The following is a 20,953-nucleotide window of genomic DNA, read 5'->3' as shown; positions in this document are numbered from 1 at the left end:
AATATATACAAAGATGCTGCTTATCATGGCGCCTCAGATAACATCGTAAAAAGTAGAGCACCCATCAACGGCTAGTCAGCTTTGGACAATTCTATTCAGGTAACCAACGTCTCTAAGAAGAGTCAGGACTGATGTAAAAAAAAAAGATTTTTTTAATAGATTAAAAGCAGTTTTTATCTGATTTAGGCGATAAATATCTGGCCACATAGATGAGTGGGATGCTTTAGATAACAAAAAACAATCCACGTTTAAAATCCGGTAAAATGACGAGAATAGCCATTTAATGAATGTCACAGCAGTATTTTCTATGTCTTTATTAACAGTATGTACTTTTTTACCCGCCAGCCCTATGATTTGGCTGTGTCACCTGGACACGGTGGAGGTCGATATGAGAAATTTCGGTTTCGTCGTTCTTGGTCTGGTGGGTTTCTCTGCATTCAGCGTTGCGTTTTGCACACTTTGTTTAACCACTGCCGGTGTGTTGCATTAATCGCGTCTGAATTCCTCGACATGGCCCTTTGTGGCCATTTTTTTCACTGCATCAAACGTAACTTCTGCTATTTTCTTTCTCCGCTTCATAAAAACGTCATACTGCACAGCCCGACTTTGCAGGGCACTACGCAGCGGCAGTGAAGCAGTAAAACCAATACTGTTTTTTTCCGGCCGAAAGCGCCTGATTATACTCGCAACCTTTGCCGCAAGAGTTCCTTCTGCTAACGTTGTTATGATAACGACACTTTCGGACAAGGTAAGCTATGAATCAGTATGACAATCTCTGGAATGCTATTGAGACGCGCGTCAAGCAGAACAACGATGCCACGACGCTGGATATGGGCAATTCCGAAAATGTTTTTGTGAATCAAATCAGGCAACGGACAGCACAGATTTTCATTCTTGAAATCATTCTGGACAAGCATCGCAAACAATTTGGTACGCGCTATTTTCCCTTGTCGGGAGATGAAGCGCTTTATCATCTGATCTTCACGCGTACAAACTGGTTACCTGCGCAAATCAGAACGCTTTCGCTTTCCGATGCCCTGTTTGTTATTGCTGAGCTGTTTCGTGACGGTAATCTTCAGGAAGGCGTAAAAAACTTTCTAGGCACCCAGGGGCTGCGCAATGTCTCCTATTCTGTAGATGAGTTCTCTGACAGAGACTGGGCGCCAAAAGAAAATGAAGTTCATCTGTCGCTTCCCTGAGTGCAGATTTTACTGAAATAGCCGATGTAACGAATCGTCACTCGCCTGCAAAATGACCTCAGGCGAGTTAAGCATGAAAAATACTGGCTTATCTGTTCAGTCGATAAAGTTGGTAATTCTCTTCGTTATCCGCAGGCCGCTCCCCTTGCCAGACCAACGTCCCGTCGACAAACTCCTCAGGATGCCTTTTATCATGTTGCAGGAGTAGCCAGTTACAGCGGTAGGCACCTCTGTGCTTCCCTTCTCGCAGCGTTACCAGCCCATCGTAATATTCCAGTAAAGCCCGTTGTGGTTCACCAAGATGCCGGCTCGCGACACATTCATCCCCTGGCAACCATGCCCGCAGCGGGAGAAAAACATCAGAATAACGCTTGGTGTAATCCAGATACGGCATGCCCAGCGTCATGGCCAACACCCAGCACAGCGTGATGCAACTGGTAAAAATTGATAAGGGACTTTCCCGGCAGGTGCGATTCAAAAACACCAGCCCACTCAGCAATAAAGTAGCCAGTAATGCTGCTGCAAACATCACTGATGAAATCTGATGCGTAAATCCGGGCGCACCCTGTGCCACCCATTTATTCCACAGTGGCGCAGGCCAGCCGGTCATCAGGATGATGCCCGCTCCCCACATCACCGTTGGAAGCAGGCAGAATAAGCCGAGTGCCCATGGCCGCAACTTTATCGTCCAGAGGGTTTTCTGCTGACAGGTACCTGCTGCCAGTATGGCCAACGGCAGAAGCAGCGGCATGGCGTAAAGCTCCCGCGCGTCAGATGCACTCGACAGAGTGACAAAACCGGCTAAAAAAAACGTTACCAGTACCATTGCGGATGCGCTGATGCCGGTTTTCCAACTGCGCCAGAGCCACCACGCAGCCATCGGCAATGCAGGAAAGGCATACCAGGGAAGCAGTTTAAAGTAAAAGAAGTGTTTCGCTTTAGGCCCGAGCTTAGCGGTACCGTCAAAACGGCCAAAATTATTGACCAGTAGCCAGGTTGAAAACAGCTTTTCAGAACGCATCCAGAGCGCATACAGCCACGGCACTACCAGCGGGCAAAAGACCAGAAACGCGATAGCACAAAACACGATATAGCGTCTGCTACGAAACGCTGTATTCATCAAGGGTAACGTCAGCGCTGTCAGTCCCAATATGCCCGGGCCGAGAAGCCCTTTAGAGAGAAACATCACCGCTGCGCCAATACCCAGTATCGCGCCACCCAGCACATGGCGGCGAATCCCCAAAATGAAACCATAAATGCCAGTGGCACCGCCTGCCAGCAAGGCGATATCGGTAATCATTTGGTGTGCCCGGACAGGAAAGCCCAAACAGGCAAACAGGATAAGTACGGCCCAGCGGCCTGCGCCCTTGCCGAACAACTCTCTGGCCGAAAGCGCAATGGCATAGCATGCAAGCACGATAAAAAACCCGGTTGCCATACGCGCGGCATCGGGCTCGCCTAACAACGGACTGAAGAGGCGGAGAAAAAAAGAGGCCACAATAAAATACAGTGGCGGCTTCTCCATAAAGGGTTCGCCTGCCAGGGTAGGTACGACCCAGTCGCCAGTCTGGGCAATATGACGGATTAGCCCGAACGTATAGGCTTCATCCGGTTTCCACGGTTCATGTCCAAACAGCCCCGGTAGTAACCAGCAGATAAAGACAAGCACGCACAATACGAGTGAGATTTGCTGGGGAGCAGGTAAAAAGGGCATGGTCGCGTAAGCGTGAGTGTTGCTTTTACTGGCGAACTTTCGAAGTAAAAAGCGTTCCGGACCTGTTGCCCGCGTAACTGGAAAGACGCTTTGGCAATTTTTTGTATTCACCATTTACTGGCCTGCCCTGCCTGTTTTTTACGTTAATGGGTTGGTTTAAACTTAACCTTGTCGATGCTGACTCAGCCGTCATGTCCATGCGAAAGCTATCTTTTAAATACCCGCTAACCCGATTCATTTCAGATATAACGTATACAGTTAATGCAATGACCTTTTCAATTTTGCTTATACATGGGTGAACTCACCACGAAAAGGGAAGCATTAGCGCTTACTGATATTGCATAAGATAAAGAATTCGAAGTAAACGAGGAATAAACATTCTGTGCTTTAGGCAGAGGTTTAAGATAAGAATGATGTGGGGCTGTTTGTTGAGAAAAAAAATTTATGTTGAGCAAAAAACCTGCATCTGTAACACCTCCGCCAAATGAATTTGTTCAAAAAACATCAAAAAGAGGGGGCTTACTCCTCTGTTTCAGTCTCAATACCCTGGCATCCACAAACACCAGTCACATTTTACGAACGTTCTAACGCATTAATAAAGCAAAATAAAGTGTGCTTTTTTGAGGTTAGCGCTTGTCATCTTGATGTAAAATAATCAGATAAGTAATATTAATAAAAAGGACTTAGTCTCATGGTTCCAAAACAGTATGGCGTTGCATTACTCGTATCGTCTTTTATTCTGGGTGGTGCTGTATTTTGTGCCGCGATGGTTAATAAAGGACTCATTTTTGAAGAAAAACATATCATTACGACCGCAACCGGCAGCGTAAATCTCGGCGAAGTTTATAGCGAAAGACGTGGGATGGATATTACCTTAGCACCTGCATCTGATAATGCCCCGAAAGAAATCAACCTCACTAACCTGGATCCAAAAAATTTCTCAGACGATATTCATAATGCTTTAACTAACATCGCAAATAGAGTTAACGAGCAGCAAGGTCTTTCCGGAGATAAGGCAATGAAAGCGGGTACACTGTCCTCTAACTTACCCTTTAAGTTGCATGTAACGACATACATTCAGTACAGATCTGAGCATATACCCAATTACACACTGGTCATCGATGAAAAAGATTTTCTTATCGACAAAGAAATATTTGAACGACGAATCAACACTGAAGCAGAAAAAATGGTAAAAGAAAGCGCTTCCGCTTTTTCTGCTAACAGTTTTATTAAAAAATAAAACTTATATTTCCCGTGAAATTCTTAAACCAAAGAGTAAAAACTGGAGTATTAACAAACCAGTTTCTACTCTTTTTTACATCTTATTAGTATCATCATAGGTTTTTTTTCAGCTTGATCTTTATATGTTTTTTTAATTTACACAAAAAAGTAGCACAGTTTTTGTCATAATCTCTTAGGCGCAGTGCCTAAATACAGCTCCAATAAGAAAAACTCCGGCGTAATTCTCTCCGTCACAGGATTCAGTTTAAAAATGACCACAAACGTTGCTTCGTGAAACCCTTCAGCCTTAATCCAATAAGCTTATCAGCAGGTCATTCCGAAGATGTGGATAACGAATGCGTTTTTAATACCGTTTAGCCTATTCCTTGTAAGATTTCTCGTCATGCAAGCTCCTTTTGAAATGAGTAGCCTGAGGTGTAGCCCATTGATTTAGCTATAGCGAAATTTACAGTAAAGGTTAGCGCGTGCACCAACAACAGCAGAGGTTAATACCAAACTTAAAACAAAGTCCCCGCCATATTATGTACCAGGCGATTAATAAGACCTCTTTTTTGACAAACGATGTGGAGCGTTCCGCCTGCACTGAGCTTCACACGCATGTTTGATGGCGTCGTTCACAGGCTTGTTTGGATTCTGGCTAAATTTCAGTTCATTTTCTGTGTCGTAAGGGTGCTAAACATTTTTTAAGACGAGGTCATGTCAATCTGGCACAAGATCGAACAAGCCCCAAAATTGACGCGATTTTTGGTAGTCGTGTCCCAAAACTGTCCCACATTGAAAAGCTGGCTTGAAGCAAATGGAGGTAAGTTATTGAAATATATTGGCGCCCCTACAGGATTCAAACCTTCTAGCTAGCCTTATGTTCTGCATATAATTTTTTTAATTTCAATTTGTTACATGCCCCCAGACATGCCCCCTTAACAAAGTAAGCACTCCCATAAAGGGGATTTCATTACTGAATGAATATATGAGCCTAAAAAAACTTAACAATACTGATTTTAATAAAGTAATTACCATCTCATAACTTGGAAATTTTGTAGTGCATCCCTGAAAAAAATCGAAAATTTATTTCCCCAGTGTGAAAATTGAAAAAACTATAATAATATTATATTAAAGCATATAAATCATCTCTTAATAAAGAATAAGAGTGTAACTTTTCTTTAAGTTTTTCTCTATCAATCAGTCCGTTACAAAAGTCTTCATATGCTAAACCCACTCTATTGTCGATATCCTTCAAAGCTTCAGAAAGCAATGAGCGAATAATTCTTAGTTGTCTTACTTTTATTCTGGAGGGTCTATTCAGGTCTAATATTTCTATAACATAAGGTGCCGGTGCTTTTAGAGCCTGAAGGAATCCTTTATTGTCAACAGAATAATACTCTCGAATATCTTCAACAAAAGGATCTATAAACCCAATTACACCATCATGGCTAGGTTTATTGAAATCTTTTTTATCACCTGGCCAATGATTAGATTTCAATCGATTACATTTAGGACACGAAAGAACCAGATTCTCAGGATTATTAATGTGCTCTTTAAAATAATCCTGCGGGCGAAAGTGATCTAACTGCATACCTTCGAAAGCGTGCTCTCTATACTGAACATCACAGTAAACACAACTCTCAAGGCAATCTTGTATAATTACGTCCTTATAATGGTTATAGGCATAATAAGAACCATCTTTTTTCTTTTCGTAGCTCTTTTGACGTTTTAGTTTTGAATAAAACATACTATATTCCTTTTATTTTTTTATAAATATCTTCAATTTTTTTTGCTGTTTCCGTAAAAAGATCATTAACATTTTCATCGATTATACTATCTTGTAAAACAATATTTTTCTTTCTTAAAAAATTTAGCTGATCAAGCTCTTCTTTTTCAGCCTGAGTTATAGCACCACTTAAAAACTTCCTAAGATATTCGTCTAATTTCTCTGCTCTTTCGGACATGATATCATTGTATACATTCTGATGTCGTCTAACTTTAGCTGTTAAAGACTCCAAAGTTTCCTCGTCAGAAAGCTCGTTCTTATCAATAACATATTCAACTTCGGCCGGACCAAACTCATTATCAAATTCATTTTTAAAAGCCGTAAATATATAAATCGGAATTTTATGATCCAATTCTCTTATCTTTTTTGCGAGACTTTGCCCTACAAAATTAGCTTGCCCAAGTTGATTCATTTTTTCATCTAAAACAAAACCTGCAACAGAATGCATATCGTTTATCTTGATAAGCATATCCTCTAACAAAAACTCTGGGGCTATATCTTCTAATTCAAAATCACCTCCAAAAACCTCTTGAAGAACCTCTGCGTAGGTTTCACGAGCTTCTGAATCATCATCTATGTAAATTATCTTTTTCATTCAAGACCTCTTAATCTAAACAAGGAGTTGTAATTTTGAAACTTGCCCCACCCAACTCACATGTCGGTTGGGCTTCGATGACACCAGATGAGCGTGCAATTACGAAGTTTTTAACTATCGCTAAACCCATACCAGTCCCGATTTGATCACCTTTAGGATCTTTCTTCGTGCTAAAACCAGTATCAAATATATGCTTTTCAGTTCCTGGCTCCAAACCGCGCCCACTATCTGAAAATGTAAAAATAATATTCTTATTGAAATTATCTTTTTCAAGAGTGATTTTTATTATTCTCTCTCCTTCTCTTTTTTCTTCAAGCGCCCACATTGAGTTAGTTAAAAAGTTGATAACTGTGCTCTCCCAATCCATTTGGAAACCTTTAATATAGAAAAACTCCTCTTCATCCCAATTAGTAACTATAACTATTTTGCTTTTTTTGAGAGAGTTAGTAAAAACGTCTATGATACTCTTGACTATAGATTTCAGCTCAAGTTTTTTCATATGCCTTTTATCTATTTTCACATTACTCAATGCAAAACCTGCAAAAGCTGAAATATATTTCAAACTAACATCTAAAGCATCAATTTTCTTTATTGCCTTAACCCTATCAATTTCCAAATCTTCATTTATTATTCTCCTTAAAACTCTAATATTAGTTAGAGCCATACTAGATTGCTGTCTTGACTCATGACCTAAAGAAACTGTTAATATTCCCAATGAAGCTAAATTTGCCATAGTATCATTGAGTTTTTCCATTTTATCGATGAGCAAAGCTACGTCATTGTTTTCCTTTTGCTGTTTCTCAACCACAGCAAATAGACTATTTGCTAATTTAGTTAGCTTTTTCTTATCTAATCTTTTTGAAGACAAATCGTGTTCAATTTTGTTTTTGAGAATATCGATTTCTGAAGATGTTTTTTCAGTTCTTTCTTTGATATTTTTTAGTTCAATTTTTGGAGAGGACTCGCTTTGTGACTGTGCTTTCAAAGTTATTTCAATTTCAAATTGCTCAATAACCCTTAAAATGAAAGCTCGCATATCATAAAAGGCTTCATTTTCAATGATTCCCTCACGGTTAGCTTGGTCATTAAGTATTTTATTTTCAAATCTTGAGATAAAAACAGCACCTACAACAACATTAGGACCTATTTTCCACCCCTTGTCTTTGATAGCCTCAGGATTTCTAACTTTTCTTAAACCTAGGTCTAACCAATCCCCTTTTCCTGTAGGTTCGCCGTATGGTCTAACTCTGAAATTATCTCTGTAAATCCTAACACCTTGGTTTGCATCTAAAAAATGTCGGAGTTGCTTTAATTTAAATTGATTATCGTTAGTAGATTCACGAGGTATAAAATATAACTTAAATGATAAAGGTCCACATTTTGGAGCATTTCCTCTGTTATTAATCCAATCAGACCAATTTAGAGAAAAGTCTATCTCCGGTAGTTCATCTTTATACTTAAACTTGACCAAAAAACTTCCATCTTTGTTTAGATTAGCATTTGCTTCCCAGCGAGCAAACTTTAATATATCGGATGAATCTAATGACGTTTCATTTTCACCTTCAAATGAAAGTTCAATTTTGAAATCCTCGACCTCCCTAAAAGGTGAAACTAATAATCTAAGTTCTTTTAATAGATCATCTTTTATATATCCATTCCAGTCATCTTTGAGACCGATTAAAATCAATCTCGTCCCACTTCCGGTACTCAATGCATAACCATATTTATCTGAATATGGAAAAGGGATCGAATGAATCTTATGCTTAATATCAAAAAAACTTTGATTAGTTGACTCGTATCGTCTCCAATCAACATCAATTTGAAATATTGAGTCATCATTTTCACTCTTAGTTTGAAGAATAACCCTTTTGCATAATCTGTCTATGCCTAATCGACCTAATCCTTTTGCACCAGTTAATACACGACCCGATAGTGAAGTGGCAGTGATAGTTTTATTTTCAGTTCCAATTCTCAACCATTTTTCAATAAGTTGATCTAAACTCATTCCATTTCCATCATCCTCGATGATCATAGTAGAAACAGGTTTAGTTAAGTTAAAAAAAGATAATTTTACATTACTAGCGTCGGCATCATAAGCATTTTTAACTAACTCTGATATAGCTGTAGTTGAATTAGATATACTCTCCCGACCTAATTGAAGAGGTAATCGTGATGAAAGATCAAACGATACATTACTAATTAGTTTTTTCATTTTCTTTACCCAATTCAAAAGGGATTGTTGATAAAGACTTTACAGTTAAGTGACGGCATCTAATAGTTTCATTCAAATAAGAATTTACGAAATCGCTTTTCAAAAATGATAATAACTCTGTACAATCTTGAACCTTCCCAGATATCGGCTCAACAACAAGTAAATGATTTTCAATATAGACACTTTCTTTACCTGTAATTACCTGAGATGAAGCTCTAAACTTGTCTTTAGGTGAAGATGTTCGCTTCACAATTAAAAATGGTGGTTTAATTGCTAAACTTTTATGCATTCTTAGGTCTTTTATCTCACTGCTGTCTATAGTTGACCAAGGAATTACAGATCGTGGGTATATGTATTTATTACTCTCGCCCTCATACTTATCACGATATGGCACAACCTTTCCAACAGACACTTTAAAATAATTTGATATTCTTTTTATTTCATTATTATCGTAAATTTTTGACCATGCAATACTGTTGTTACTATTAACTTTCCCGTTAATGATGAAAACATCTACATTGGTTTTTTTATCAAACCTTCCCTTTATATATATTTCTGCCCGTAATGATTTTTCGACAGCATTTCGCCATTTTTCGTATCTGGTCCCAGTCCTTAAAACATCAGGAAGTATAGCTACAATCTGTGTTCCTTGTTTACATTGCGTCATGAACTTGTCAACGAAAACTGCCGCTAAATTGACTTTCCCACCTTTCCAATGATTATATTCCGCCAAAACCTCTTGATTATATGGAGGATTCATCAGTATATGAGTATAAACACTCATGTCGTAATCGTTTTTTAGAGAATCATAACATTTTATATTTTTAAGAATTTTAGTGTAATGTTCTAAACAATGACCATCAAAAAAAGCCCCTCGTTTAATAGCCTCCAAAACGATTCTTATTTGTGTTGCCTCTATAAAATTCTGATGTAGATCAAAGCCATGCAAAAAACCATTCCAATTATGTAAAGTGTCACTCAAACTTCCGTATACATTTAATTTTTTTGTCACACAAACTAAAAGGTTACCGACACCACATGCAGGATCTAATACCGAAAAATTATCTGAATTTATATCGAGAAAATTTAGACATTCAAAAGCTAATTCATCTCCAGTAAAAAAAACACCATTTTTTCTTAAAGAGGTTATCGACTCGTTTGAACGCAGATACTCCTGAGCGGAAAGCAATACACTCAATTCCTGATCAATATAATTAACATCTTGATTTTTATATCTCTCAAAAATGAATTTCAGCTTTAAATTATATTCATTTAAACCAATCATATTAACTCACAAATAATTTTCCGCCAATACACTATATCAAAAAAAAACACAAATGAAAAGAAAGTGTTATAGTGTTCCTCACTGGCGATCCTTTCTAATTGCCTTAATTAAAAGCAAGGGCTAACTGAGCGATGCTCAGTTGCCTTGCTTTTTCTTCCCTTCGGTTGAAAAAGGTAAATTAAGTTCAAAATCAACATCTAACCCATTGACACAAATGCATATTATGATATTCGTTTATATATAGCATACGAACTTGCGTCAATTTAATATCAAAGGAGTTGATATGGAAAAATTTAATAATATATTTGATGACGAGTTTCCTTCGTCGTTCAGTGATGATCCAAAAGCAAAGAAGCTACCACCTAACCGCATCCGCAAGCATACCGTAACGGTTCGTCTTAACGATTTTGAACTCAATCGAGTGAATGACGCTCGAAACCAGCTTAGTAAAAGCTGTTGGCTGAGATCCTCAGCTCTTCAGCAACTACCCCCTTCTGTTCCCGAAATCAACAAAGAAGCCTGGCAGGAGCTTACTGGTTCCCTACAGAAACTGAATGATCTTACGTCGTTCCTGCTTCGCAGAGGCGAAGATGCTCAGCCACTATCTCAGGAAGTAAGCGCTTTAAAATTGAAACTGTCGCATGTAAGAGATGCTCTGCTGACACTTGAAAAGTGATCATCCAAGATGAAGGGTATGAATAAAATAAAAAGGGGTAAAAACTTCCGAGGAGTCATCTCGTATGCTCTTGCCCCTGCTACTCATCACATGACTACACCAATGGTGATTGGTGGCAATCTTGTAGGCATTACTGTAGACGAGCTGACCGCCGAGTTCGTAAAGACTCAGAAGCTCAGAGAGGATGTGACGAAACCCGTTTGGCATAACTCCCTTCGTCTCCCTGTTGGTGAATCACTCACTAATCCACAATGGAGGAACATTGCTGACGACTACATGAGGCGAATGGGCTTCTGTGACACTCACCTTCGTTGCTATGTTCTGCATGACGACGAGGCAGGACAGCACATTCACATCATTGCTTCCCGTATAAACGTTTTAGTAGATGGCCAAGTTTACTTGGGTAAAAACGAGAATCTCGTTAGCACCAGAATCATTCAAGACCTTGAACGGGATCATCAGCTTACTAGAACGAAAGGTCCTTCTCCTGCTAAATCGTCCAAGAAGCAAAGGAAGCTCACTCGCAACGAAGAGATGATGCAGAACAGGACCGGAGAGAAACCTTCTAAAAAAGTGATACAGGAAGCTGTAGATGCAATCCTTACCTTCTTCGATACCATCACTATCGAAGACTTCATATATGAATTACAAAAGCAAAACATATCAGCGACAGCAAACATCGCATCTTCTGGCAAAATGAACGGTTTTTCATTTGAGCATCAGGGAGTCGCTTTTAAGGCATCACAACTCGGTAAGGCATACAGTTGGTCAAACCTGAGTAAGCGAATCATCGTGGCTAAACCAATTGAAACCGTTGCTCCTATATCGATTGCCGTCAATGAAAACGTTTCGACTCCTATTGAAGTTCATCCCACAATTATTACAACACAACTTAAAGCAAGTTCAAGCGAGAGAGAGCACGTTCGCTGGTTACAGTGGATACCTTACCTTGAAGAGCTTGTTGCCAGTTTAAAAGCTATTGGTTCAACAATTCTCAAGCCAACCAAGAAAACCGCCCCCATTAAGAAAATCATGGATGAAGATCCAAAACCTTGGGAATTTTCAGAAGCAGATTCTAAAAAATCAGAAAGAAAACCACACATCAAAATTTCTTAAAATGTCTATTTTTCAGTTAGTTGAAATCAGCCCCTAAGACAAAAACAATGAATATTTTAATTCAAAATCAGATTGATAGATAAAAACGATCGATCGTTATTACTGATCAATCATCCACTCATGATAGTTGAAAGCTATTAAATGAAAGCGATCGATCGGTATAAATGATTTGCTAGACCTGGTTTATCAGTCGTAATGTAACTTCAAACAAAGCGATATAGCTCACTGAATTATCAGCGAAAATGCTGACGAATACGTGCGCCCTAAATTTAGCCCCTTTTATATAGGACATTGACATGATTGCGATGACAGAAGTAAAACAGCCGAATTTTCTGATGATGAAACGTGTATGGATTGCTATCGCTTTACCAATCGTCATTTTTTACTTTTTGGGTATGCAAGGCTTAGTTCAGCTTGCGATGATTTGGGTTTTCGTAAGCATTATGCTTTTGATGTTCGCCTATAAGAAGTTCAAAGTTAAGAAGTGGAATGCCAGCACTAGGGATTATTTTAATGAAAAAAATGATGGTATCTGGAGTCATGAATATTTCAGTTCATTGATGATTATTGATACCAATAAAGGAAAAATTTTCTTAAAAGAAGAGAACAAACAAAAAACTTATAACCTTTCAGATGTAAAGGAGTGGAGATATAACCTTTCTCATGGTGGTGAAACCATTAGTTGCGGATTGAGTAGCATGGCTCAAAATAATATCCAAACGAACAGGAACCTCTATGAATCAGGCTTCTTCGTAACTGTAAATGATATCCAACAACCAGAATGGCACATTCGTTTTTTCCCAAAGAACGGACACATCAACACTCATGATGGTGTAAGGGATTTGGAACTTCAGTTCAAAAGATGGATGCATATCTTTGATAATGCAATCAATAAGCACTGAAATTAATTCTTAAAGCCAGCTAAAGCGCTGGCTTTATTCATTTTTAAAATTGTGGGAAATATGAAAATTTCATATATTCCTAATATAATTTTCAGCACCATTAAAATAAAAACAAATTTCCCTATTGCCAAAAAACTTCTTCCAATGAGCTTTTCGTTCGAGGATCTTTTCTTCATCATCACAATAATCAACGACTTCAATAGTTGCACTTTTACGAGTCATCCTTGATAACAACTGCCTCATGTCGAAGTCTGCGCTTGGTAAAGAATAACCTATGAAAACAAGCTTATTTGCTTCTGAAATTTCCACACCAGCATTCTGCCAGATTATTTTATACTGAGGGTTAGTCAGATCTTTAATGAATGTTGGCATTATTAAATTTGAATACAGGTTGTGATTCCCCTTCTCTTCAGGAAAATTGTCGTCGCAATGACGACATGAGATGGTATCAAAAAAATTATAAATAGCTTCCTTCCTTGAAAAACCAGCATAAAGCCTCATGCATCTTGGGCATTGTAACCAGTTAAGAGAACCATGAATCTTAAGGATCTTAACATTAAACCCCCCTCTTCCTAATACTTCCAAACCAGGCTTAACAGTTTTATCGCCTTTATCTAATGAACTTATATAACAGCAATAATCTACCACAGCATTATCATGGTTATTCTGTATTTCATTATAAACTGAACTATCCAATAGGATATCCCAATTAGTACTAATCACGCTCACTGGGTCATTATCAAAATAACCGTCATCCTTTTTTCTACGTGAATGAGCGATAAGGTTTTTTGCAAATAAATTGATGTAATCTTTTGATTTTAATGTATTCTCAAGCAAGACGTCAATTGTTCTACCCACAACATAAAATGTCGCTTCTCTCACATCGGCAAGTTTTTTTACACTGACTCCCCTATACTGACTATTTTCGTTTATACAGCGGTCTAATGGCGTGAATATATCTTCTAAATCAACTTTACCAGCTCTATCAAACTCAACATTAAGCTGTTCTACAATAAAATTTTTAAAAATATTAAATTTTTCCACATCAAAATACTGTTCATTTTCTTCATTTAACTGAAAAGCTTTTGATATTATATTTTGTTGAGTAGGTGCTCCAGCTTCAACAGAAAACCCTGCACCTAAGATATATACAGTCTTCATTTTAAATATTCCTTAATTTTCATTATAGCAACTTAATAAAAACCATCTTTATATCAAAATTATAAATTTAAACTCAAATATAATCTTTAATAAATTAGATTTAACGCAATCATAAAACTATTATTTTTAAAATCTATTGACTTTTTTCTTCTAAGTGATATTTAAAACAAAAGTCAACAAGAGGTAAGTATAAATGCCAACAAGATCAAATTTCTCATATGCATTAAATGTCTTGTGGTTACTAACGGAACATGACATAACAAAACATCAATTAAATAAAGGAATTCTTACTGAAAATATTATCAATGGAATTAAAGATATAATTTTAGAATCAAACTGTCTGGATAACTATCCAGAGGATATAAAAAGTGAACTAATTAATGCTCTCTTCTTTATTATCACGAAGAGAATAGAAGAAGTCAGTATGGTGGTGAAGATTTGATTCAAAACCATTCTCTGATATCTGCGACCCTATTTTGACTTAAATCTAAAAGCAAATTTTTGATTTGAACCCACTTTGAACTACTATTTACAGTGACTGTAAGGTGTATTACATTCGGTGTCTTACAGTATTTATAATGATCCATCGTTTGAAAACACCTACAAGCAAGCGGCCTCACTGCATAAATGCTACACATTGCTTTAGTCGTGTCAAGAAATGGACAATATGTAGACTTATTAATTATCTTTTTAATGTTATTATAATGATTCATTTTTTTATTAGTATAACTTGATATTAATTCAGCTTCTATTTGACTAACATCAACGGGAATTTTGCAACAATAAGCACAACCACTCTGACACACGGATAGTTGGTTAATACTCATTTCGTCAGCAATCTCATCCGATGCCATAAGAAGGTTATGTGCTTTAATTTTGTCATCAGGATGTTTCATCCCTTGCATAAGATGATTGAACAGCTTAGTATTATCAAAGTTTGGGTTAGGTGGGATGATTTTACCTTTAAGTTTGGGATTGTATTTTTTCAACCTTGATTTTACAACGCAACTATCAGTGCAAACTTTCATACTAATCTCCAATGAAATTTTTATTACAAAATAACCCTTAGGCACAAAATAATTATAGTTAACTCTTGAGGCGAAATATCTCCAATAGTGCATTTCGAATTTTTAACTTTATTTGTGTTTCCTACAACAAATCACAAGCTCAGAATAAATAGGTTCCTGTAAGTAACATTGTTCATATCGACATTCTCAAAATTTTTTTTAAAATATAAATGATCAGGATAAAAAAATCTTTATTTACTTGTAATCGAAAATATATTGGTGATGCCGTTTATATAGAGAGGAATATATGCTCATTCTAAACGCTCTAAGAATTCGATTAGCATTGTTAAGCTAAAGTTATAGTTACATAAGTACTTGGTTCTTGACAAGTAGAAGAATAAAAGATTTTCCAGACCACAATCTTGTTAGCTCTAATCCTGATATATATCAATAAGTAAGTTTAACATTTAGCTCAGGTTGAATGAACATTGGACACCAACATTCAGTAAATTCATGATGTTGTGGCTTTAGTTAATTTTTTCTTGACAAACGGCTTTAAAACACCAGAATGAGAAGGATAATGAATACTACCAAAACTTTAAATAGAAGTTCTATAAATTTAGTGCAGAATGCTTGGAATTGGGAAGGAATTGGGAAGGAATTGGGTAAATCTTTTTATGAAGATTGTCATTACCACTAAAGAGATTCTCTATCCCATCCATAGGTGCCATTTTAGTAGTGATCGTTTAAGTGCTTAAGACTCACCATCCGGTTGATGGAGAAGAGACCATGAGGATAACATATCAACCATCAATAAATATATAAAATGTTAAACCGTGATTTAATACTTTGAGTTTTTTATTTTGGATTCAGCAAAAGGCTTTAAGCTAATCTTCTGAGTAGAAAAAATTTTTTCCACCTCATACTCATTCCATACAATATATTCAACAATGAACTTATAAAAATACAGAACCCTTTCGAGGCTGATGGTGTTCGGTATATTATTAAAATTAGGACTAAGTAGTGCAGATGAGAGAACAGCAATGATATTGCTTGATCCAGTTAAATGAGGATTGTTATAGTCCTGCTGATACTTCAAAAAGTATCCTACACAGAACAGATAGGCATCCTTTACGACCTTTTCTTTATTGCAGTCTGATTCATCGTATCTAAGAATGAAGCGATTAAGGAGTATCAAAAATTTCTGATCTGGCAAATATATGTTTAATTTATTCATAGTAGCATCCTTGCTGTTGTGAATGTCATCCTGACATTTAAAGAAATATCATAATATTCAATCATGTCAATAGCTAAAACCTATCATTTTCTATTTGAATATCTTTTTTAGGTAACGGACGATTAAGCTCATCGACTGTTATTTGCTTTAAGTGAGAATTATATAGCCATATCTTAAACTGCTCTAAATATTTGTTATTCAATGCTATCAAAGCTTCGTTTTCAGTTTCGAGCCTTTTTATTCTCTGACAAGCAATCTTCAAATTAGCAGGTTTAACCGCACATGTTTCTTTCACACCAGACTTGAGAAGCTCCTTTTTTGAATTAAAACAATCCGCAATTTTAACATGACAACTTAAAGATTGCCTCGAAGGTCTCTTCCCAATGATCTTTATCAACTGGTCGCATAAAGCCTCCCAAGTCAGCTTCTCATCGTCATTCCAGGTATTAATAACTTTCATTATCAATTTTTCATCGTAACAAGTAATATGTTTAGCCATTTATTCTCCTTTTATTATTTTAGTTTGAAATTTATACCATTTATCAGCATTAACATTCCCATCACTTTTATCATAATTGGTTTTTTCAAAAATTTTAGTGTGTATCATCATTAGTTGGCCATCATCCGTTCCAGAGTCTTGTAAGGGATAATAACTACAAGGCTCAAAAACATATGAGTGCTTGCAGTAGCCATGCTTAGTGACGAGCACAGCTCCATCATTCAATACATCGAATTCAGTTATGTCCATAACAGCTATTTCTTTTTTCCTATGGCTATTACCGGCTCCGATTGAATTTTTATCTTTCATGAGATTGATCATTTGTAAGTGTGATCGGTGATCATAGGAGACATTTTGTGAGACCAGCTTCCTTCCAGACCATCTGGCGATGCTAAATTCGTCCATCCCATTGATTTGAGCAAACGTATTGAGTAGATGTCTTAACTGATGAGTTCTAAGCGAATATGTGCTACCATCTTCGTTAACATAACCATGTCTTTTAAACAGGTTTGTAGTGCCTTTGATACTCGCAAAGGCATCAATATCCAGTCCAAAAAACTGAGCAGTGGGTCTGAACAAAGGTGCCAAATGATTGCTCGTTTTCTTACATAATTGCCCCTCAAATAAAAGACACAAAGCATTTGAATATTTGATTTTTTTCTCTTCATCATACCAGGGAAAATTTTTAGGCTTTTTACTAAAGAGTTCATGTCTGGATGACTCAGGAACCTTCCCTTCCATCGTTTTTGCAACAAACCTTGGATGGGTGGACAACTTTCTCAACCGAGCTATGGCCTTTTTAGCTACAGGGACCATTACTGAAGGAATCCATTTGATGTCTCCAGCATACCCCTTCGCTGAAAAAAACCTTAAACCATATCGTTCAATGCCGTTCTCATCATGCTCTGTAATCGCACAATCCGCAGGAAGGCTTAAAATTTCCGAGATTCGTCCTGGTGCACACATCAGTAGTGCAAGAACAGACGTTGTGAAGATGTCCCTCACAGACAGTTGGCTTTCATCTTTTGAGAAAATCTCTGCAATGGCTATGACGGATTTTATATCTGGTAATTTTGAGTGCCCTTCCAGCGAAGGTTCATAACCTTGCCAACTTTGAGTTATTTTATGCCTTAACGGATTAACCCAAAAAAAGTATGATGAGCTTGTCATCCTGTTTTCACTCAAAAATAAACATAGTTTCTCAAGTTCCTTACCAATTCCAACTGCTGTTAATTTCGTATATTTAGCCGTTGCTACTCTTACACACTCATCAAAAATGTTATTATTACACTTGACTACATTAGCTTCACCGTATGATTTCAATAACACAAACTCAACGATCTTCAACATTGCCAAAGTATTGTGGTTTAACTTTGACTTGTTAAACGAATGAGTATGGAACATATAAGCTTTAGCAAAACCAATGAAAATATCATCTAATCTATCTTTGGTATTTCGATTATTTTTGATATCAAACTTGTTGAATCTGTAACATCCCTTCCATACATGGCTTTCCCATGTAATCGCTAACTTTGAGTTGAATATATTACTCTTACAAAACTCAATAAAACCTTCAACATTTAATGATGGATTATTAGTATTTATTGGCTCGAATAAAATAACATTGGTCATTCTGAACTCCAGGCTCTAAAGTTTTTGCAGGTAAAACACTCTATGTGTTCGTGTTTACAATCAGTGAATCCAAAAGAATTTAAAACATATTCTGTAAAGAGCTTCTTGTTCTGTGTGCTATCGATACCCTGAAATATCTTCGATAGATGTTCAAAAAATGAATGAAGTTTCATATCAATATCGTGAACATTGTCTGGGCTATTTTTTACATATATTCCTGATGAGTTAATAGATTTATGGTCTAATGCTTTAGCGATCACTTCAACCGAGGCTCCTTCTTTTGCTAAACGAGATCCAAGGGTATACCTGAATCGTCTTGCATTCAGTTTTATAGGATTATGGGTTCTTGATGACTTGATATTAAATTTAGTGGTGATTTTATCTAATTCTTTAGAGATAAATGAATTCTTCATATGTAAAAAATCAGTTGCGATAATGGTATCTAAACTTTGGCCAGACTGAATTGATACGGTTTTTTTGTAGTCCATGAATATAGGTAATTTATTTTTTATATGATTAATCTTCTGATTAATACTATCTTCGATATATTTTTGATTCATATCAATCAAGGTTGTTAGTTTCTCATAAAGGCAGTCATCGATACTTATCAAGCTAAACTCACTTCTAAAGTCCTTCCTTTGTTTTACTTTCGGTATGTTTAGAAACCAACCTTCTCCCGTTCTGATGAGATCTTTCGCTTTTAAGGAGGTTAACTGTAAAGGCCTCCTTCCCGTTGTTGCTAAAAGAATGACATAGCAATAAAGATACATGGGGACTTTATCTTCTTTCAACAAATTGCTGATACTCTCAAGAATGAACTCCAGTTCTTCTCCAGTTAGCGGTCCACTATTTGGATCTCTTCGTTTGACGGCTTCTCCTGTCAAATTAGTTTTGATTTTTATTTTTCCCAGCATTGTTAAAGCTGAAGCTTCAACTCCTACATAACCGAGCTTTTTCCACTTCGTTAGAAATTTCTTTATAGAATTTAGTTTGTAGTTTTTCTCAGGGCCTAAACTAACATTAAATTGATAAACCGCATTAGCATCTATCGTCTTAAGGTCTATCATCCCTAACCATTGACTAAAAATCTGGTTTATGTTTTTTGTGTAACCTGCACTGTATTCAGCCGAAAAGTATGCCAAGGTAGTAAGGTAACCAATACGCATCGACTCTGGCATTTTGTCGGCAATCTTATGTGGAAAAATACAAGTCTCTTTATCTAATTGCCATTTGATATCAGAAAGCTTGAAACTATACCCTTGCATCGTTGCAAAAATCAGATTCTCTTTTCTTAGATTACATGTTTCCATTATATTGACCCTCAGTTATCTTTTTCAAAGATTCATAAACTCTTCCAATAATTTCCTTTTCTTTTTCTGATATATGTTTGGAATTATAGTTTTCTGACATTTTAGAATCTTTTGACCACCCCATGAGATAGCATCTCAATCCTGATTTTCGACTGATATCCAAATTTGAACTATCAATTTCATTTGAATAGAAATAGTTCCATGAATGCCTCAATCTATGCCCCGATAAACTCTTTAATTCCGGGCTTGCTTTTTTAATAGTTGAAATTATTTTCTCATATGCTGAAACAGATAATGGTTCTCCTACCGTTTTACCTGCGCTGTGAGTTACAAACAGGAAGTCATGTTTTTTCTTTTTAGTGGTTTTACTTCTACAAGTTTGTATGTAATCGAAAATTTCCATCGCTAACTCATCTGATAATGGGATTATCCTTTCGCCAGTTTTAACTAATGGCTGATTCAGCCTCCGGTCTTCAATGCAGTCATGTCTTCTGAAGATACTCAGTGTGTTTTTTCTAAGATTTAGATCATTTACTTTAAGGTTTAGTAATTCACCTGCTCTCAACCCACAATTCAGTAGCAAGGTGAAAATGAGCCGGTTCCTGACTTGAACCTCCTTCTGAAAAGGGTTTTGATTCCCTCCGACTTCCAACAGCTTAAACAGAGTTTTTATTTGTTCTTCACTTATCGATTTGTCAGTTCTGTCATTGATGCTGAGTGAGCGATTTCGCGGGATGTGCGCCTTTATGCTTTCAATAAAACTTTCGACTTCATATCTGGCATGGATTCCCTTCATAGAATGGATCAATCCGCACAACCAATTTAGATAGCTTGAAAAAACGTGTATCCTGTAACTAAAAGTTCTTGTAGCAATCTGCTTTCCTTTTAGTAATCTTACATTCGTAATTTTTTGTTGATCGAATCTTTGCTTTGCATACCGTATCAGGTCATCGACTTCGGCTACACTTAGGAACCGCTTGGTTTCAATCCTATCAATGATGTTGATTTTCCTACTTTCCATAAAATTGCTAAGGATAAGTAGATTCGTTGCGACTATCTCCATCGTAGATGCAGTCGCACTTCTGTTCCTGACATTAGTTGTGAGATATAGGTTCTGATAGTAAACTGGTAGCAGTGTTTCTTTGTTGAGAATTAAGCAACCGCGTTCTCCATTGCTCATAACAAATTTTTTTATTTTGAATGACATTATAATAACCCTCCGAAAACTTTACATTTAGTAATCACTACGGCTTATCATTATTTTATCGATTTAAACTTTGCAATTTTATTTTGTTATTTTTGGATTTATTTATAATCCATTTAGATACTTAAAAAAATTTCTTTCACGTGAAAGAAACCAGTACGGCTAGTTCCTGGTAGTCATACCCGATTCAAGAA

General features: G+C 36.7%; 18 protein-coding genes. 6 read left to right on the top strand and 12 right to left on the bottom strand.

All coding sequences use genetic code 11. The annotated features are described in order from the left end of the window. The first annotated feature begins 755 nt into the window (after positions 1-755). Entirely contained in the window at positions 756-1,199 is a 444-nt protein-coding gene (locus QLG08_RS11590; RefSeq protein WP_013024960.1) for a hypothetical protein, read from the top strand. A gap of 88 nt (positions 1,200-1,287) precedes the next feature. Here the strand turns inward: QLG08_RS11590 and QLG08_RS11585 are convergent, their stop codons facing one another. After that, positions 1,288-3,027 carry a glycosyltransferase family 39 protein gene (locus tag QLG08_RS11585; RefSeq protein WP_126843093.1) on the bottom strand — a complete coding sequence of 580 codons (1,740 nt, stop codon included), beginning with the start codon at positions 3,025-3,027 and terminating at the stop codon, positions 1,288-1,290. Positions 3,028-3,604: 577 nt separating this feature from the next. On the opposite strand from QLG08_RS11585, the gene QLG08_RS11580 reads away from it, so the two are divergent. Then, positions 3,605-4,153, top strand: a complete 549-nt coding sequence (locus QLG08_RS11580; RefSeq protein ID WP_064373355.1) for a hypothetical protein — start codon at positions 3,605-3,607, stop codon at positions 4,151-4,153. Between the two features lie 1,107 nt (positions 4,154-5,260). On the opposite strand, the gene QLG08_RS11575 is transcribed toward QLG08_RS11580, so the two are convergent. From QLG08_RS11575 to QLG08_RS11560, 4 genes are read right to left on the bottom strand one after another with little or no spacing between them, the layout of a single operon-like run. Then, complete coding sequence (locus QLG08_RS11575; protein ID WP_282472935.1) at positions 5,261-5,884, bottom strand: HNH endonuclease signature motif containing protein; 624 nt, start codon at positions 5,882-5,884, stop codon at positions 5,261-5,263. 1 nt (position 5,885) lies between these two features. Further along, a complete protein-coding gene (locus QLG08_RS11570) occupies positions 5,886-6,518 on the bottom strand; it encodes a hypothetical protein (protein ID WP_282472934.1) in 633 nt (210 codons plus the stop codon). Positions 6,519-6,528: 10 nt separating this feature from the next. Then, a complete protein-coding gene (locus tag QLG08_RS11565) occupies positions 6,529-8,730 on the bottom strand; it encodes a sensor histidine kinase (protein ID WP_282472933.1) in 2,202 nt (733 codons plus the stop codon). Further along, a complete protein-coding gene (locus QLG08_RS11560; RefSeq protein ID WP_282472932.1) occupies positions 8,714-10,015 on the bottom strand; it encodes an N-6 DNA methylase in 1,302 nt (433 codons plus the stop codon). The genes QLG08_RS11565 and QLG08_RS11560 overlap by 17 nt, the downstream gene beginning before the upstream one ends. Before the next feature lie 283 nt (positions 10,016-10,298). On the opposite strand from QLG08_RS11560, the gene QLG08_RS11555 reads away from it, so the two are divergent. The 3 genes from QLG08_RS11555 to QLG08_RS11545 all read left to right on the top strand — a co-directional run bounded on the left by QLG08_RS11555 (position 10,299) and on the right by QLG08_RS11545 (position 12,709). Further along, the gene (locus tag QLG08_RS11555; RefSeq protein ID WP_282472931.1) at positions 10,299-10,691 is read left to right on the top strand and encodes a hypothetical protein; all 393 of its coding nucleotides are present in this window, start codon (positions 10,299-10,301) and stop codon (positions 10,689-10,691) included. Between the two features lie 9 nt (positions 10,692-10,700). Further along, a complete protein-coding gene (locus tag QLG08_RS11550; RefSeq protein WP_282472930.1) occupies positions 10,701-11,807 on the top strand; it encodes a relaxase/mobilization nuclease domain-containing protein in 1,107 nt (368 codons plus the stop codon). A 296-nt stretch (positions 11,808-12,103) separates the two neighbouring features. Further along, positions 12,104-12,709, top strand: coding sequence for a DUF4755 domain-containing protein (locus tag QLG08_RS11545; RefSeq protein WP_282472929.1), 606 nt, complete (start codon positions 12,104-12,106; stop codon positions 12,707-12,709). A 69-nt stretch (positions 12,710-12,778) separates the two neighbouring features. Here QLG08_RS11545 and QLG08_RS11540 read toward each other — a convergent pair whose 3' ends face one another. Continuing rightward, positions 12,779-13,870 carry a hypothetical protein gene (locus QLG08_RS11540; RefSeq protein WP_282472928.1) on the bottom strand — a complete coding sequence of 364 codons (1,092 nt, stop codon included), beginning with the start codon at positions 13,868-13,870 and terminating at the stop codon, positions 12,779-12,781. A 193-nt stretch (positions 13,871-14,063) separates the two neighbouring features. Here QLG08_RS11540 and QLG08_RS11535 point away from each other — a divergent pair, with 193 nt between their 5' ends. Then, positions 14,064-14,312: a hypothetical protein gene (locus QLG08_RS11535; RefSeq protein ID WP_282472927.1), complete on the top strand. Its 249-nt coding sequence runs from the start codon at positions 14,064-14,066 to the stop codon at positions 14,310-14,312. A gap of 1 nt (position 14,313) precedes the next feature. On the opposite strand, the gene QLG08_RS11530 is transcribed toward QLG08_RS11535, so the two are convergent. From QLG08_RS11530 to QLG08_RS11505, 6 genes are all read right to left on the bottom strand, one after another. Beyond that, positions 14,314-14,898: a YkgJ family cysteine cluster protein gene (locus QLG08_RS11530; RefSeq protein ID WP_282472926.1), complete on the bottom strand. Its 585-nt coding sequence runs from the start codon at positions 14,896-14,898 to the stop codon at positions 14,314-14,316. Between the two features lie 820 nt (positions 14,899-15,718). Further along, a complete protein-coding gene (locus tag QLG08_RS11525; RefSeq protein WP_282472925.1) occupies positions 15,719-16,114 on the bottom strand; it encodes a hypothetical protein in 396 nt (131 codons plus the stop codon). A gap of 73 nt (positions 16,115-16,187) precedes the next feature. Then, positions 16,188-16,613 carry a hypothetical protein gene (locus QLG08_RS11520; protein ID WP_282472924.1) on the bottom strand — a complete coding sequence of 142 codons (426 nt, stop codon included), beginning with the start codon at positions 16,611-16,613 and terminating at the stop codon, positions 16,188-16,190. After that, positions 16,614-18,245 (bottom strand): DNA-binding protein, encoded by a 1,632-nt coding sequence (locus tag QLG08_RS11515; RefSeq protein WP_282472923.1) that lies wholly within the window; start codon positions 18,243-18,245, stop codon positions 16,614-16,616. Next, positions 18,242-19,555 carry a site-specific integrase gene (locus QLG08_RS11510; RefSeq protein WP_282472922.1) on the bottom strand — a complete coding sequence of 438 codons (1,314 nt, stop codon included), beginning with the start codon at positions 19,553-19,555 and terminating at the stop codon, positions 18,242-18,244. The genes QLG08_RS11515 and QLG08_RS11510 overlap by 4 nt, the downstream gene beginning before the upstream one ends. After that, positions 19,542-20,762 (bottom strand): site-specific integrase, encoded by a 1,221-nt coding sequence (locus tag QLG08_RS11505; RefSeq protein ID WP_282472921.1) that lies wholly within the window; start codon positions 20,760-20,762, stop codon positions 19,542-19,544. Before QLG08_RS11505 ends, QLG08_RS11510 begins: the two co-directional genes overlap by 14 nt. Positions 20,763-20,953 lie beyond the last annotated feature (191 nt).

This window comes from Pantoea sp. V106_11 (assembly GCF_029967885.1).
In the GTDB taxonomy this organism is placed as follows: Bacteria; Pseudomonadota; Gammaproteobacteria; order Enterobacterales; family Enterobacteriaceae; genus Pantoea; species Pantoea ananatis.
The sequence above is the reverse complement of the archived record's forward strand: the minus strand, read 5'-3'. Positions and strand labels throughout refer to the sequence as shown.